The following is a 16,093-nucleotide window of genomic DNA, read 5'->3' on the forward strand; positions in this document are numbered from 1 at the left end:
ACCCTCTCAGGTCGGCTACGCATCGTCGCCTTGGTGAGCCGTTACCTCACCAACTAGCTAATGCGCCGCGGGCCCATCCTGTAGCGGCAGCTTGCGCCGCCTTTCAACGAAACGTCATGCGACATTTCGTGTTATCCGGTATTAGCACCGATTTCTCGGTGTTATCCCCGTCTACAGGGCAGGTTGCCCACGTGTTACTCACCCGTCCGCCGCTAACGATTCAAAAGCAAGCTTTTGAATCGTCCGCTCGACTTGCATGTATTAGGCACGCCGCCAGCGTTCGTCCTGAGCCAGGATCAAACTCTCCATAGAAAGTTTATCTCTAGCTTTTACGCTGCTGTTTTGTTCAGTTTTCAAGGAACATCAAGCACAAAATATATCATACAAGAGCCCTTTGTTATTGTCAACACTTTTTCTCATGTTTTTTATAAAAAATAAAATGACAACAGCGATGACTGCTGTCATTTTATAATTTCTTCGATAAATACATCTTTTTCTTCTTTTAGTGAAACAATTTGATTTGTCCCACTTATTTTAATCATCGGATGAGACGGTGAATCTTGCTCGAAAAAGACAATTTCCCCGACCTGCTCGTTTGATAATTTCACTTTTGCTCCAATCGAAAGGGTCATTAAAAGCGATGCTAACGCTTGAACAACGGAAAGATCAAACTTCCCAAAACAATCTTTATGAATTTGTTCGAACACTTTAAAAAGAGATTGCTTGTTACGGTAAGGACGTTCAGAAATCATCGCATGGTATACATCAGCAACAGCAACAATTTTACTGTAAGGGTGTATTTTCTCTTCTTTCACATTAAGCAAATACCCGCTTCCATCATTTCTCTCATGATGTTGCAAAATTGCAAGCTTTACCCCTTCTTGTAGCGCTGTAACTTTTTGAACCATTTTATACCCATAAACAGTATGTTGACGCATATCTTTATATTCGGCTGGGGTGAGGGCTGTACTTTTAGTCAGTATTTTCGGATCAACCTTTGCCATGCCACAATCGCTTAGTAAACCAGCGATGGCTACTTGACAATAGTCACCTTTTGTATATTGTAACTTTTTAGCCAATACACCTGAGAAAAGGCCGACCGTTACCGCATGATGAAATAGATATTCTGACTTTGTACAGTAATGGTGAAGAAAGAGCAATTCTTTTTCCGCTTCTAGTACTTTTTCGAATAAAGGCATAAACATTTTCCGGACTTTTCCGATATCAATAGGTAATCCTGACTGCCAACTTTGAAACATCTGTTTGTATTGCTGAACAGCTTCCAAATATAGCTTCAATACGTCTTTATTCTCTGTTGCTTTTGGTTTTGGTACATCCTCTTGAATAATTTCACTCGGACGAAATGTACTCCCGTCGACAAGGACGGATTGCACACGCACTTGGGTAACAAGAAATTTTTGTAATACGGTTAACATTTTTTTGTTCAACACCGTATTTTTCGGAATGATCACACGATTTGACTTTCCAATGACATCTTCCGCTAAAATGCATCCCTCTTGCAATTGGGGTGTTTTTACTAACAACACATCTCCCCACCACCTTTGTAGAACCGTAGAGGGGAACCCCCTCTACTCTTCTTGCAATAGTTCTTTTTCTTCTTCTTTCGGCACTTTGGCTACTGTTGCCACGTACTCTTGCTCATTGTCTTCATCTAGACGAATAAGTTTCACACCTTGTGTATTCCGTCCCATAACAGAAATATCTCCAACTGCTATGCGAATCATTACACCACTTGCAGTCATTAACATGAGATCTTCTTCGCCTGTGACTGTTTTCACGGCCACGACATCACCATTCTTTTCAGTAATATTGCACGTTTTTATTCCTTTTCCTCCCCGGCCTTGAATGCGATATTCGGAAGCTGGAGTTCGTTTTCCGTACCCTTTTTTCGTTACAATTAAAATTTCCTCATTACCGTTTAAACTTTCCATTCCAACAACTTCGTCACCCGGACATAGCGTAATCGCCTTCACACCTGCAGCTGTTCGTCCCATCGAGCGAACATCCGTTTCAGGAAAACGGATCAACATTCCATTTTTCGTTCCGACGATGATATGTTTATGGCCGTCTGTAAGTTTTACGGATATTAACTCATCACCTTCATGCAAATGAATTGCAATTAAACCGTGGTTCCGGATGTTAGCAAATGAAGATAACGGTGATCGTTTAGCAATACCCTGCTTTGTTGTGAAAAATAAAAACGCATCTTCATGAAATTGTTCGATAGCAATAACTGTATTAATGACTTCATCTTTTTCAATGTTTAATAAGTTAACGATTGGAAGACCTTTTGCTGTACGACTAAATTCTGGGATTTCATATCCTTTTGCCTTATATACTTTTCCTTTGTTTGTAAAAAATAAAACGATATCATGTGTAGATGTAATGACTAGGTGTTCAACGAAATCGTCCTCGTTCGTATTCATTCCTTGAATACCTCGCCCACCTCGTCTCTGGCTCCGATATGTTGAGACAGGGAGTCTCTTAATGTATCCTCGATGAGTTAGCGTAACAACAATATTTTCACGAGTAATTAAATCTTCGTCATCAATCGTTTCTAAACTACCACTTACAATTTCCGTGCGACGATGATCATTGAACTTTTCTTTAATTTCAAGCAACTCATCACGAATAATTTGTAACACTTTTTGTTCATCAGCTAAAATAGCCTTTAAACGTGCGATAAGTCCTAATAACTCAGCATACTCTTGCTCGATTTTTTCACGCTCTAATCCAGTTAAACGTTGCAGGCGCATATCTAAAATAGCTTGCGCTTGTTTCTCACTTAACTGAAACCTCGTCATTAACCCTTCTTTTGCTACGTCTACTGTGGCAGATTGACGAATAAGCTCAATCACTTCATCTAAATGATCGAGGGCAATACGTAATCCTTCTAAAATGTGCGCGCGAGCTTCTGCTTTGTTTAATTCAAACTGCGTGCGACGACGGATGACAACTTTTTGATGATTTAAGTAATGTTGTAAACATTGCTTTAAATTCAACACTTTCGGCTGCCCATCGACGAGCGCAAGCATGTTAATACCAAAGCTCGTTTGTAAAGCGGTTTGTTTATATAAATTGTTAAGTACGACATGAGCGCTCACATCTCTTCTCACTTCAATGACGATACGCATGCCGTTTCGATCCGATTCATCACGCAAATCTGTAATGCCATCAATTTTCTTTTCGCGTACAAGCTCAGCAATTTTTTCAATCAACTTAGCTTTATTTACTTGATAAGGCAATTCACGGACAATAATCATTTCTTTTCCGTTTTCTTTTTGTTCAATCTCCGCTTTTGCACGTAACGTAATTGAACCTCGACCTGTTTCATACGCTTTCCGAATGCCGCTTCTTCCAATAATTTGAGCACCTGTCGGAAAATCTGGACCCGGCAAGTACTCCATCAGTTCAGCAACAGTCATGTCCGGGTCTTTCATAAGCTCTAATAAAGCGTCAATAACCTCCCCAAGTTGGTGAGGTGGAATGTTTGTCGCCATTCCAACTGCAATGCCCGAAGACCCATTTACAAGTAAATTTGGAAAGCGAGCTGGCAAAACGATTGGTTCACGTTCTGAACCGTCGTAGTTATCTTGATAGTCGATCGTCTCCTTGTTAATATCACGCAACAACTCCATCGAAATCTTCGACATTCTCGCCTCTGTATAACGCATAGCTGCTGCGGCATCCCCATCGATCGACCCGAAGTTTCCATGGCCATCAACGAGCATATATCGATAGTTAAAATCTTGAGCCATCCGCACCATCGTATCGTATACTGCTGCATCACCGTGCGGATGATACTTTCCGATAACTTCACCAACAATGCGTGCTGACTTTTTATAAGGCTTGTCTGCCGTCATCCCTAAATCGTGCATCGCATATAAAATGCGACGATGTACCGGCTTGAGCCCATCACGCACATCTGGAAGTGCGCGCGATACGATGACGCTCATAGCATAGTCAAGAAACGATGCACGCATTTCTTGACTAATGCTTATTTCTTTTACCCGTTCAGACATATAGCAACAAACCTCCCTTACTTAACAAATAAAGAAAACAGGGGAGGGTGAATAAACACTCTCCAACATGTTTAAATGTCAAGATTTTTTACGTATTTTGCATTTTCCTCAATAAACTGTCTACGTGGTTCAACTTTATCTCCCATTAAGATTTCAAACGTCTCATCCGCTTCCATCGCATCTTGCAAACTTACTTTTAGCAATGTTCGCGTCTCAGGGTTCATCGTTGTTTCCCAAAGTTGTTCTGGATTCATTTCACCAAGACCTTTGTAACGTTGAATGATCGGTTTTGGCTGCTCAGGCAAACGGGCGAGTATTTCTTCAAGTTGTCGATCGCTATACGCATACTCAATTCGTTTTCCTTGTTGAATTTTATATAACGGTGGCTGAGCAATATACACGTAACCGTGTTCGATTACATCTCGCATATAGCGGTAGAAAAATGTAAGCAACAATGTTCGAATGTGAGCACCATCCACATCCGCATCCGTCATAATAATAATTTTATGGTAACGGGCTTTTGTAATATCAAAATCTTCCCCAATTCCCGTACCGAGAGCTGTAATAATTGCACGTACTTCATTGTTTGATAAAATTTTATCCAATCTCGACTTTTCAACGTTAATAATTTTACCTCGTAGCGGTAAAATCGCTTGAAAATGACGATCACGTCCTTGTTTAGCAGAACCACCCGCTGAATCTCCCTCGACGACATACAACTCGCATATTGATGGATCTTTCGAAGAACAATCCGCTAATTTCCCAGGCAAACTCGATACTTCAAGGGCATTTTTTCTTCTCGTTAGCTCTCTTGCGCGCTTAGCTGCTAGACGTGCGCGCGAAGCTAAAATTCCTTTTTCAACGATTTTTTTTGCAACAGACGGGTTTTCTAGCAAAAACTTCTCGAATTGTTCAGCAAAAATAGACTCTGTCGCTGTACGAGCATCGCTATTTCCAAGCTTCGTCTTCGTTTGTCCTTCAAACTGAGGTGACGGATGTTTCACTGAAATGATTGCAGTAAGCCCTTCACGTACATCTTCCCCCGTCAAATTCGCATCTTGCTCTTTGAACATATTATTTTTCCGACCATAATCATTAATAATTCGCGTTAAAGCGGTCTTAAAACCAAGTTCATGAGTACCGCCTTCATGCGTATGAATGTTGTTCGCAAAGGAGTAAATATTACTTGTATATCCGTCATTATATTGTAAAGCGATTTCCACCTGGATACCGTCTTTTTCACCCTCAATGTAAATCGGCTCCTCGTGGAGCGTCTCTTTTGTTCGATTTAAATGTTTGACATATGAGGAGATTCCACCCTCGTAGTAATATTCATTAGCACGCTTCTCTTCACGACGATCCTCGAGCGTAATGCGGATACCTTTGTTTAAAAAGGCGAGCTCTCTCAATCGATGTGCGAGCGTATCGTAATCATATTCAGTTGTTTCTTTAAAAATCTCCGGGTCTGGTTTAAAGTGGATTATCGTCCCGGTTCGATCTGTCTCTCCTACCACTTGCAAATCCGAACAAGGCACTCCCCGCTTATATTTTTGATAGTGAATTTTCCCGTCGCGATGTACATACACTTCTAATTCTTCTGACAAAGCGTTGACGACAGATGCACCGACCCCGTGCAAACCACCGGATACTTTATAACCGCCCCCGCCGAACTTTCCACCAGCATGCAGCACGGTCATAATGACTTCAACAGCTGGTTTTCCCATCTTTTCGTGAATACCAACTGGAATCCCGCGCCCGTTATCAATTACTGTAATACTGTTATCTTCTTCAACAATGACGTTAATTTCTGTGCAAAATCCAGCTAATGCTTCATCGATACTGTTATCAACAATTTCCCACACGAGATGGTGCAGTCCTTTTGCCCCGGTTGATCCGATATACATTCCAGGTCTCTTTCGTACCGCTTCCAATCCTTCGAGAACTTGAATTTGACTTTCATCATAAACGGTTTGCTCTCTTTGTTCCATCGTCATTATTGATCACCTACGCTTTCCTTTTCGAACAATATGTTCGAGTTTTATGAACGACTAGCGTTTTATCATTTGCCCTGATATGACTTCATACACATCCGCATCTTGAATAACGCGGTGCTCAATTCCATCGATGCTCGTTGTTGTGACAAATGTTTGAACTTTCCCTTGTATAGCATCTAGCAAATGCGTTTGGCGGAAATCATCGAGCTCCGATAGTACATCATCGAGCAAAAGAATTGGATACTCACCGATCTCCGAAAAAATTAAATCAATTTCAGCTAACTTTAATGAAAGAGCTGCCGTTCGTTGTTGACCTTGTGAACCAAACGTCTGCACATCTTTTTCGTTGATTGTAAACGATAAATCATCCCGATGTGGTCCGATAAGTGTTGTGCCTCGTTCTATTTCTTTTGTTTTTATTTTTGTGAATTTGTCGTTATACGCTTCTACTATTCTCGACAATTGTTGTTTATCTAATACATCAATGGACGGACGATAATGAATGGCTAACTGTTCGTTCCCTCGACTAATTTCGGCATGAATCGGTTTTGCCCATGTTTGTAGTAATTCGATAAATTCATATCTTTTCAGAGTAATTTTAGCAGCGAGCTGAACAAGCTGTTCTGTAAGCACATCGAGGAATGTTTCGTCCGTCTGCTTTTTTGACTGAAGTAGCTTTAAATATTGATTTCTTTGTTGTAACACTTTTTGATATTGTGCAAGCTCGTGCATATACATAGGCGATACTTGACCGATTTCCATGTCGATAAAGCGCCTTCGAATTTGTGGGCTTCCTTTTACAAGATTTAAATCTTCCGGAGCAAACATAACAACATTCATATGTCCAACATAACTGCTCAACTTTGCTTGTTCAATATAATTTAGTCTCGCCTTTTTCCCTTTTTTTGATAGTATCAACTGTAAAAAAGTTGAACCGTTTTTCTTTCCTACTCTACCTTCTATTTTAGCATAATCTTCGTCCCAACGAATTAAATCTTTATCGTTCGTCGTCCGATGCGATTTCGCCATCGCTAACACATAAATAGACTCCATAACGTTTGTTTTTCCTTGGGCATTCTCCCCCAAAATGACATTTACTTTATTTTTAAATTGCCAATCACCTTGCTCATAGTTTCGGTAATTTCTTAAAGTTAACTGTTCTAAAAACAAAGGTGCCCCCACCTTTATGAACGAATCGTAAATGTACCGATTGTTTCAATATCAACAACGTCCCCGACTTTCAACTTGCGACCGCGACGTTGTTCCCGTTCACCGTTAACAAATACATCGTTTGTTTGTAAAAACCATTTCGCCATGCCACCTGTTGAAATGACATTCGCTAATTTCAAAAATTGTCCAAGCGTAATTGTTTCTGTTGCAATTTTTATTTCTTTCATTCATCATCCGCTCACTTTCCATAAAAAGTGTCCATTCCTTCATTGTACTAAAAAATAGGGATTAAGAAAAGGAAAGCTGCTAGTCTGTCTAGCAGCTTTAGTATGTGCGCACAGGCAAAATTAACTGAAGCATCGAATCATCATGGAGCGGGCGAATCAAAAATGGTCGCATCGCACCAGTAAAACTAATTTTAATCTCTGTTTCTTCTAACGCTTTTAATGAGTCCATCATATATTTAGCACTGAAAGAGATTTTTAGATCTTCACCTTCTAGTTGTTCACATTGTACTTCCTCTACCACTTTTCCGATTTCCGGTGAGTTCGAAGAAATTTCAACGACTTTTCCAGGTAACGTTGCTAAACGGACGACATTGTTTCTTCCTTCACGCGCTAGTAGCGACGCCCGGTCGATCGCTTGTAAAAACTCTTTTGTTTTTACAATCATATCCGTTTGGCTGTCTGTAGGAATAAGCCGCGATGTGTCCGGATAGTTTCCGTCTAGTAACCGTGAGAAAAATAGTAAATGTTTCGTTTTGAATAATACTTGATTTTCAGTTACAACGATGTGAACAAGTTCATTTGTTTCCTCGAGAATTTTATTTAATTCATTTAAGCTTTTTCCAGGAATAACGATGTTGTAATGTGCTTCGGTCTCGGTTTCCACTTTCGCTTTTCGCATAGCTAGCCGGTGACTATCTGTTGCAATACACGTTAACTCATTGTTTTCGATCCGCCAGTTTACACCTGTTAAGATTGGTCGTGTTTCTGAGGTGGACACAGCAAAGACCGTTTGACGAATGACATGTTTCAACAAATCAGCTGGTATTTTAAACATATTTTCCTCTTGAATTTGCGGCAAGCGTGGATATTCTTCTGGATCTAATCCATTCAAATGAAACTCTGTTTTTCCTGAACGAATTGTTGTAACAAATTGATCTTTTACTTCAATTTCTACTGCTTCTTTTGGTAATTTGCGAACAATCTCGCTAAAAAAACGGGCTTGTAATACGACACTTCCTTGTTTAATGACATCGACAATCATTCGATCTTCTTCCTCTGCAGGGATAAATGACTCAATAGAAATGTCTGAATCACTTCCTGTCAATGTGACACCATGTTGGGAAGCAACAACTTTAATTCCAGTTAAAATAGGAATTGTTGTTCGAGATGATACGGCTTTCATAACATCTTGTACACTTCTCACTAAATGATCGCGATCGATAATAACTTTCACAAGGAAAACCTCCCTAAAATTTATTTATTATTTTTTTAAAAAACTATTAATCGTAGTACTAGGCGCTGTGATTATGTGGATAAGTGAATAAAACAAAGGAAGCACAGGCTATCCACATGTGGACAGTCTGTGCACAAATGAAACAAAGTTATTCACATTATTTCAGTTTCTCCATAATTTCCTTCAACTGTTTTTGTAGTTGAACGTCTGTTTGAATGAGAGATGAGATTTTTTCATGTGCATGAATGACAGTTGTATGGTCGCGTCCACCAAATTCTTCACCAATTTTCGGAAGTGAACAGTCCGTCAGTTCACGTGAAAGATACATCGCAATTTGGCGCGGAAAAGCAACAGATTTTGTTCGTTTTTTTGCCTTAAAATCCTCAAGTTTCACGTTAAAATGTTCGCCAACGACACGCTGAATGTCTTGAATGGTAATCACTTTTGGCTTAGAACTTGGAATAATGTCTTTTAACGCCTCTGCTGCTAAGTCAGCGTTAATTTCTTTGTTGATTAAGGAAGAGTAAGCAACAACGCGAATGAGCGCTCCTTCTAATTCACGAATGTTTGAATCAATTTGATTAGCAATATACAACATCACCTCGTTCGGTATATCGAATCCTTCCGCTTTTGCTTTCTTGCGCAAAATAGCAATTCTCGTTTCCAAGTCGGGAGGAGTGATGTCTGTAATCAAGCCCCATTCAAAACGAGAACGAAGGCGATCTTCTAACGTCGGAATTTCTTTTGGAGGTCGGTCGCTTGATATGACAATTTGCTTACTTTCTTCATGTAGTGTATTGAACGTATGGAAAAATTCTTCTTGCGTTTGTTCTTTTCCAGCTAGAAATTGAATATCATCTATTAACAGCACGTCCACGTTGCGATATTTGTTGCGAAAATCATCTGGTCGGTTATCGCGAATGGCGTTAATAAATTCGTTTGTGAACTTTTCAGAAGATAAATATACAACTTTCGCTGACGGATTATGTTCAAGAACGTAATGACCGATCGCATGCATGAGGTGCGTCTTGCCTAGGCCTACACCACCGTAAATGAAAAGGGGGTTGTATGCTTTGGCCGGAGCTTCCGCTACTGCTAGAGAGGCAGCATGGGCAAAGCGGTTTCCGGATCCAATGACAAATGTATCAAACGTATATTTTGGATTGAGCATACTTTGTGGGAATTCTGTTTGTTCATCATCGTGTTTTCGCGGTTTACTTGTTGGTTTTACATCAAATTCTTCCGATGTTTGATCGTTAGGAATCGTGCATTTGATTTTTAATTCTTCCCCGATAATATCATAGAGCGTTTGTTCAATAAGCCGAGTGTAGCGCGATTCGAGCCAGTCCTTCGTGAATTCGTTTGGAACGGTAATAATAAGTATGTCGCCTTTTAGCGAATGAGCCGTTGTCGATTTCAGCCATGTCTCGAAACTAGGCTTGCTAATTTTTTTCTCAATTTCTGCTAACGCTTTATTCCATAAATCTGAAATGTTTTCCACGCCGCTCTCCCTCCTTCTCCGCGCGGGTGTATAACTTTTGTACAATGTTGTCTATAAAAAAACTTTTTTCGACAGTTTTCACCGATTGTGGACAAATATTTACACATAATGTGGACGAAACTGTCCACACATTATCCACATTTTGTGGATAATGAAAAATGATTATTGAACTATCCAGAGTAAAAACAAAAATATAATAGCAAATAAATTCTTATGTTGCAATGGTTTTGAAAAATTATCCACAAAACAAAAAAGATGTGAAAATTTTTTATCCACAAAGTTATAAGATGTGAAAAACTTGTCGATAAATGTTGTGGATACAAAAAAACGACAAAAATTTTATCCACAGTAATAATCACAGGATCGTCAAAAAAAGATACTCCCGGAGTAGTTGACATTTCTCTTAATTTCTCACTATAATTAGAAAGACTGTCTTTTAACAGTTATTCCTCAGGGAGGTGTCATATATGAAAAGAACGTATCAACCAAACAATCGGAAACGTAGCAAAGTACACGGTTTCCGCGCGCGTATGAGCACAAAGAACGGCCGTAAAGTTCTTGCTCGCCGTCGTCGTAAAGGAAGAAAAGTATTATCTGCATAGGCCACTGAACGATCAGTGGTCTTTTTTCTAACGGGAGTTACGATCGAGGTGTTATTGGAGCACATGAAAAAAAAATATCGCATTAAAAAAAATGACGAATTTCAAGAAGTGTTTAAAAAAGGTAAATCGGTAGCGAACCGACAGTTTGTCATATACGTTCTAGATAGGCCTGAACAATCGTATTTCCGCATCGGCTTATCCGTTAGCAAAAAAATTGGGAAAGCGGTCGTGCGAAATCGGGTGAAGCGCTATATTCGCCAAGTATTTCAGGAAGAACGTGATCGAATTCAAGTTGGAAAAGATTATGTGATCATCGCGCGAGTGCCGGTAGCTACAATGGAGTATGAAGAGGTGAGAAAAAGCTTATTGCACGTCTTGAGACGGGCGAACGCTTTTTATTAAACGTTGAGTTGATTATATGTTAAAATGTTGTGAGGAATGCATTTACAGAGTAGGGAGGAAGAACGAGTGAAAAAAAGGCAAGTCGCATGGCTATTTTTACTTCTTGCTGTTGTGTTAGCAGGATGTACAGAAATCAATCAGCCAATTACTGCAGAAAGCAAAGGGTTTTGGAACGAGTATATCGTTTACCCACTATCTTGGTTAATTACATATACATCTGAAATGTTTGGCTCTAATTATGGACTAGGTATTATCATCGTTACAATTCTCATTCGCTTAGCTATTTTGCCGCTAATGATTCAACAAACGAAGAGTTCAAAAGCAATGCAAGCGTTACAGCCTGAGCTACAGAAACTTCGAGAAAAATATAGCTCTAAGGATGCACAAACGCAGCAAAAACTTCAACAAGAGACAATGTTGCTTTTCCAAAAGCATGGCGTCAATCCGCTAGCCGGTTGTCTTCCAATACTCATTCAGATGCCGATTTTAATCGGTTTTTACCATGCAATTGTGCGTACAGAGGAAATTGCACGTCATAACTTTTTATGGTTTGATTTAGGTGAGAAAGATCCGTTTTTTATTTTACCGCTTGTGGCGGGAATAACGACGTTTATTCAGCAAAAAATGATGATGGCCGGCATCGAGCAACAAAATCCACAGATGGTTATGCTCCTTTGGTTAATGCCAATCATGGTCGTTATATTTGCGATTAACTTCCCAGCAGCACTTTCACTTTATTGGGTAGTCGGTAACTTATTTATGATTGCACAAACGTACTTTATTAAAGGGCCGGAATTAAAAGCAACGAATCAAGCTGGGGGAACGGGAAAGTGAAACGAATAACGATGGGTGGCCAAACGGTAGAAGAGGCAGTGGAAAAGGTGTTAGCGCAATTACATGTGCCGAAAGAAGCGGTCGATATTGTCGTTTTGCAACAGGAAAAAAGACCGTTTCTTGGTTTGTTCGGCGGAAAAGAAGCAATTGTTGAAGTGACGATCAGCAACCCATTTTATTGTGTTGAATCGTTTTTAAAGCAAGTGATCGAACAGATGAACGTGCGTGTTCATCTGTCGTGCCACAGTGAAAAAGATCGCTTAGTTGTTTTGCTGTCAGGTCCAGATGTTGCACGAGTCATCGGAAAGCACGGTCAGACGTTGAATGCATTGCAATTGTTGGCGCAAGGCGTTTTAAATCGTTGTGCCGATCGTTCGCTTTATGTTGTCGTTGATGCCGAAGGTTATCGAAAACGGAGAGAAGAAACGCTCGTTCGTTTAGCGAAAAGCATGGCGAAAAAAGTAGTGCAAACTGGAAAAGATATGTCGTTAGAGCCGATGAGTGCATGGGAACGAAAAGTCATTCATGCGGCGTTGAGCGACGATGAAAAAGTACAAACGTTTTCGGCTGGAACGGAGCCGCATCGCCACGTCGTTATTTCATTAAAACGGTAAACATTCTCTAGGGGAAGTCGTTCCTAGAGAATTTTTTTTGTAAATTCAAACAAGGTGTGTATGTTGTTATTCACATGTGGATAAGTTAAAATTTATTTGATTAACATTGTGAGTAACATATGTGTGACATAGATGTGGATGATTTTTTTTATGGAAGAAGGTGAGTAACATGGAGTTTGATACAATTGCAGCAATCTCAACCCCGATGGGTGAAGGGGCAATTGCAATTGTCCGCCTAAGCGGGGATAAGGCGATACAAATTGTCGATCAACTGTTTGTCGGAGTTGCCGGGAAGAGGCTTAAAGACGTCCCATCTCATACAATTCATTATGGGCATATCGTTCATCCGGAGACGAAAGAAACAGTTGAAGAAGTGATGGTAACCGTTATGAGAGCGCCAAAAACGTTCACACGCGAGGATGTCGTTGAAATTAATTGCCATGGCGGTCTTATTTCTGTTAACCGCGTGCTTCAACTCGTGTTAGAGTACGGCGCTCGTTTAGCAGAACCGGGTGAATTTACGAAGAGAGCTTTTTTAAACGGTCGCATTGATTTATCACAAGCGGAAGCGGTGATGGACTTAATCCGTGCTAAAACGGATCGTGCGATGGCCGTTGCATTGAACCAAATGGAAGGAAGGTTATCAAAACTTATTCGTCGTCTACGTCAAACGATTTTAGAGACGTTGGCACACGTTGAAGTGAATATTGACTATCCAGAGTATGATGATGTCGAAGAAATGACGCATCGTTTGTTGCTTGAGAAAGCGACAGAAGTGAAAAATGAAATTGGACGATTGTTGCAGACAGCACAACAAGGAAAAGTGTTACGAGATGGATTAGCGACCGTCATTGTCGGACGTCCAAATGTCGGAAAATCATCGCTATTAAACAGCTTGGCCCACGAAAATCGAGCGATCGTCACCGATATTCCCGGTACGACGCGTGATGTGATCGAGGAGTATGTCAATGTCCGGGGTGTACCACTCCGCTTGTTAGATACGGCAGGCATTCGCGAAACAGAGGATATCGTTGAGCGCATTGGGGTCGAGCGATCACGGAAAGTGTTAAAAGAAGCCGATTTGATTTTACTTGTGCTCAACTATAGTGAACCGTTGACGCTAGAAGATGAACAGCTATTTGAAGCAGTAAAAGGGATGGATGTCATCGTTATTGTCAATAAGACGGACTTGCCTAAACGAATAGATATGGAGCGGGTAAAACAATTGGCGCAAGGGGCACCAATTATTACGACATCGTTGCTAGAAGAAAGAGGAATCGATCAACTTGAAGAGGCGATTGCCTCATTGTTTTTCAGTGGGGATGTCGAAGCACGTGATTTAACATATGTATCAAATTCGCGCCATATTGCGTTGCTAACGCAAGCGAAAAAGTCGATAGAAGAAGCGATTCACGGCATCGAGTCGGGCATGCCGATCGACATCGTACAAATTGATTTAACAAGAGCGTGGGAGTTACTAGGAGAAATTGTTGGCGATACGGTACACGAAAGCTTAATTGATCAGTTGTTTGCACAATTTTGTTTAGGAAAATAAGGAGGGAACTTCATGATGCATTACGAGGCAGGGTCTTATGATGTCATCGTCGTCGGTGCTGGTCATGCTGGGTGTGAGGCTGCGCTTGCTGCTGCGCGCATGGGGGCAAACACTTTAGTCATTACACTTAACCTTGATATGATCGCTTTTATGCCATGTAATCCATCCATTGGCGGTCCTGCAAAAGGAATTGTCGTACGCGAAATCGACGCCCTTGGTGGCGAAATGGGCAAAAATATCGACAAAACGCATATTCAAATGAGAATGTTAAATACAGGAAAAGGACCGGCGGTGCGGGCGCTGCGTGCACAAGCAGATAAATTTTTATATCAACAGGAAATGAAAAAAACGTTAGAAAACCAAGAGAATTTAACATTATTACAAGGAAAGGTAGAAAAATTAATCGTCGAAGATGGTGTATGTAAGGGAGTAATAACACATACAGGTGCTCACTATTACGCAAAGGCTGTTGTTATTACGACAGGAACATTTTTGCGCGGTGAAATCATTATTGGGGATATTAAATATTCAAGCGGTCCAAACAATCAACAACCATCAGTTAAGCTCTCAGAACATTTAGAGGAGCTTGGTTTTGAGCTCGTTCGTTTTAAAACAGGGACGCCGCCGCGAGTCAACAGCCATACGATTGACTATAGCAAAACAGAAATTCAGCCAGGGGACGACGTGCCGCGCGCGTTTTCATATGAAACGAAACAATACATCACTGATCAGCTTCCTTGTTGGCTCACTTACACGACTGAGGAAACGCACCGAATTATCGATGAAAATTTGCACTTGTCACCGATGTATTCAGGAATGATTAAAGGGACAGGTCCACGCTATTGTCCATCGATCGAAGATAAAATCGTTCGTTTTCATGATAAGCCGCGTCACCAAATTTTCCTTGAGCCTGAAGGGAGACACACACAAGAAGTGTACGTGCAAGGGTTATCCACAAGTTTGCCGGAACATATTCAACGTCGAATGTTAGCGACTATTCCGGGGTTAGAGAAAGCACAGCTGATGCGAGCTGGCTATGCGATCGAATATGATGCGATTGTCCCAACGCAATTATGGCCAACGTTAGAAACAAAAGTCGTTCAGCGACTATACACAGCGGGACAAATTAACGGGACATCAGGATATGAAGAGGCGGCTGGCCAAGGATTAATTGCTGGTATTAATGCTGCATGTAAAGCGCTTGGCAAAGAGGAATTAATTTTAAGTCGTTCAGAAGCGTATATCGGTGTTTTAATCGATGATCTTGTCACGAAAGGAACGAATGAACCGTACCGCTTGTTAACATCCCGTGCTGAATATCGTCTTTTACTCAGACATGACAATGCTGATTTACGTTTAACGGAAATTGGATATAAGCTCGGTTTAATCTCACAAGAGCGATATGAAAAGTTTTTAGCGAAAAAAGAAGCGATCGAAGCGGAGAAGAAGCGGTTAAAATCGTACATTATTAAACCGACGCCGCAAGTGCAAGAAATGATTCGGCGTGTCGGGGGGAGCGAGTTAAAAGATGGCATTCGCGCTGCCGACTTGTTAAAGCGTCCAGAAATGACATATGAACATATTCAAATGCTTGTGCCAACGGAGCAGCCGATTGATCCAGAAGTGGCAGAACAAGTGGAAATCCAAATTAAGTACGAAGGATATATTGAAAAATCGCTACAACAAGTGGAAAAGTTGAAGAAAATGGAGAATAAAAAAATTCCAGAAGATATTGATTACGATGCGATTACAGGATTGGCGACAGAGGCGCGACAAAAGTTAAAACAAGTCCGTCCGCTTTCTATTGCACAAGCATCGCGAATTTCAGGGGTCAACCCAGCTGATATTTCAATTTTATTAGTGTATTTAGAGCAGGGAAAAATCGCACGCGTGTCAAATGAATAAAGAGGGATGAAC

General features: G+C 40.7%; 13 protein-coding genes and 1 rRNA gene. 6 read left to right on the top strand and 8 right to left on the bottom strand.

Annotated elements, in window-relative coordinates; translation table 11 throughout:
- The 8 genes from BM213_RS07695 to dnaA all read right to left on the bottom strand — a co-directional run.
- A 16S ribosomal RNA gene (locus BM213_RS07695) occupies positions 1–312 on the bottom strand; the annotation flags it as partial.
- A gap of 149 nt (positions 313–461) precedes the next feature.
- Positions 462–1,547, bottom strand: coding sequence for an HD-GYP domain-containing protein (locus BM213_RS07700; protein ID WP_091702649.1), 1,086 nt, complete (start codon positions 1,545–1,547; stop codon positions 462–464).
- 42 nt (positions 1,548–1,589) lie between these two features.
- A complete protein-coding gene (gene gyrA, locus BM213_RS07705; RefSeq protein WP_091702652.1) occupies positions 1,590–4,043 on the bottom strand; it encodes a DNA gyrase subunit A in 2,454 nt (817 codons plus the stop codon).
- Between the two features lie 71 nt (positions 4,044–4,114).
- A complete protein-coding gene (gene gyrB / locus BM213_RS07710; RefSeq protein WP_425265921.1) occupies positions 4,115–6,031 on the bottom strand; it encodes a DNA topoisomerase (ATP-hydrolyzing) subunit B in 1,917 nt (638 codons plus the stop codon).
- A 60-nt stretch (positions 6,032–6,091) separates the two neighbouring features.
- A complete protein-coding gene (recF, locus tag BM213_RS07715; protein WP_091702658.1) occupies positions 6,092–7,207 on the bottom strand; it encodes a DNA replication/repair protein RecF in 1,116 nt (371 codons plus the stop codon).
- A gap of 14 nt (positions 7,208–7,221) precedes the next feature.
- Positions 7,222–7,434: a S4 domain-containing protein YaaA gene (gene yaaA, locus BM213_RS07720; protein ID WP_003397596.1), complete on the bottom strand. Its 213-nt coding sequence runs from the start codon at positions 7,432–7,434 to the stop codon at positions 7,222–7,224.
- 97 nt (positions 7,435–7,531) lie between these two features.
- Positions 7,532–8,668 (bottom strand): DNA polymerase III subunit beta, encoded by a 1,137-nt coding sequence (gene dnaN, locus BM213_RS07725; RefSeq protein WP_091702661.1) that lies wholly within the window; start codon positions 8,666–8,668, stop codon positions 7,532–7,534.
- Positions 8,669–8,825: 157 nt separating this feature from the next.
- On the bottom strand, positions 8,826–10,169 hold the full coding sequence (gene dnaA, locus BM213_RS07730) for a chromosomal replication initiator protein DnaA (RefSeq protein ID WP_091702665.1): 1,344 nt from the start codon (positions 10,167–10,169) through the stop codon (positions 8,826–8,828).
- A 467-nt stretch (positions 10,170–10,636) separates the two neighbouring features.
- On the opposite strand from dnaA, the gene rpmH reads away from it, so the two are divergent.
- From rpmH to mnmG, 6 genes are all read left to right on the top strand, one after another.
- Positions 10,637–10,771 carry a 50S ribosomal protein L34 gene (gene rpmH / locus BM213_RS07735; RefSeq protein ID WP_043906386.1) on the top strand — a complete coding sequence of 45 codons (135 nt, stop codon included), beginning with the start codon at positions 10,637–10,639 and terminating at the stop codon, positions 10,769–10,771.
- A 63-nt stretch (positions 10,772–10,834) separates the two neighbouring features.
- Complete coding sequence (gene rnpA / locus BM213_RS07740; protein WP_091702726.1) at positions 10,835–11,173, top strand: ribonuclease P protein component; 339 nt, start codon at positions 10,835–10,837, stop codon at positions 11,171–11,173.
- Between the two features lie 66 nt (positions 11,174–11,239).
- Complete coding sequence (gene spoIIIJ / locus BM213_RS07745; RefSeq protein ID WP_208601886.1) at positions 11,240–12,007, top strand: YidC family membrane integrase SpoIIIJ; 768 nt, start codon at positions 11,240–11,242, stop codon at positions 12,005–12,007.
- Positions 12,004–12,621: an RNA-binding cell elongation regulator Jag/EloR gene (jag, locus tag BM213_RS07750; RefSeq protein WP_091702671.1), complete on the top strand. Its 618-nt coding sequence runs from the start codon at positions 12,004–12,006 to the stop codon at positions 12,619–12,621. Before spoIIIJ ends, jag begins: the two co-directional genes overlap by 4 nt.
- 169 nt (positions 12,622–12,790) lie before the next feature.
- Positions 12,791–14,176, top strand: a complete 1,386-nt coding sequence (mnmE, locus tag BM213_RS07755) for a tRNA uridine-5-carboxymethylaminomethyl(34) synthesis GTPase MnmE (RefSeq protein WP_091702674.1) — start codon at positions 12,791–12,793, stop codon at positions 14,174–14,176.
- A gap of 15 nt (positions 14,177–14,191) precedes the next feature.
- Complete coding sequence (mnmG, locus tag BM213_RS07760; RefSeq protein WP_091702729.1) at positions 14,192–16,081, top strand: tRNA uridine-5-carboxymethylaminomethyl(34) synthesis enzyme MnmG; 1,890 nt, start codon at positions 14,192–14,194, stop codon at positions 16,079–16,081.
- Positions 16,082–16,093: the final 12 nt, after the last annotated feature.

The sequence above is a fragment of the Anoxybacillus pushchinoensis genome (assembly GCF_900111795.1).
Classification (GTDB): Bacteria; Bacillota; Bacilli; order Bacillales; family Anoxybacillaceae; genus Anoxybacillus; species Anoxybacillus pushchinoensis.

Excerpts from the sequence above, each read along its gene's own strand:
- gyrA (WP_091702652.1), bottom strand. The coding sequence starts at position 4,043 with ATGTCTGAACGGGTAAAAGAAATAAGCATTAGTCAAGAAATGCGTGCA.
- gyrB (WP_425265921.1), bottom strand. The coding sequence starts at position 6,031 with ATGGAACAAAGAGAGCAAACCGTTTATGATGAAAGTCAAATTCAAGTT.
- yaaA (WP_003397596.1), bottom strand. The coding sequence starts at position 7,434 with ATGAAAGAAATAAAAATTGCAACAGAAACAATTACGCTTGGACAATTT.
- rpmH (WP_043906386.1), top strand. The coding sequence starts at position 10,637 with ATGAAAAGAACGTATCAACCAAACAATCGGAAACGTAGCAAAGTACAC.
- rnpA (WP_091702726.1), top strand. The coding sequence starts at position 10,835 with ATGAAAAAAAAATATCGCATTAAAAAAAATGACGAATTTCAAGAAGTG.
- mnmE (WP_091702674.1), top strand. The coding sequence starts at position 12,791 with ATGGAGTTTGATACAATTGCAGCAATCTCAACCCCGATGGGTGAAGGG.
- mnmG (WP_091702729.1), top strand. The coding sequence starts at position 14,192 with ATGCATTACGAGGCAGGGTCTTATGATGTCATCGTCGTCGGTGCTGGT.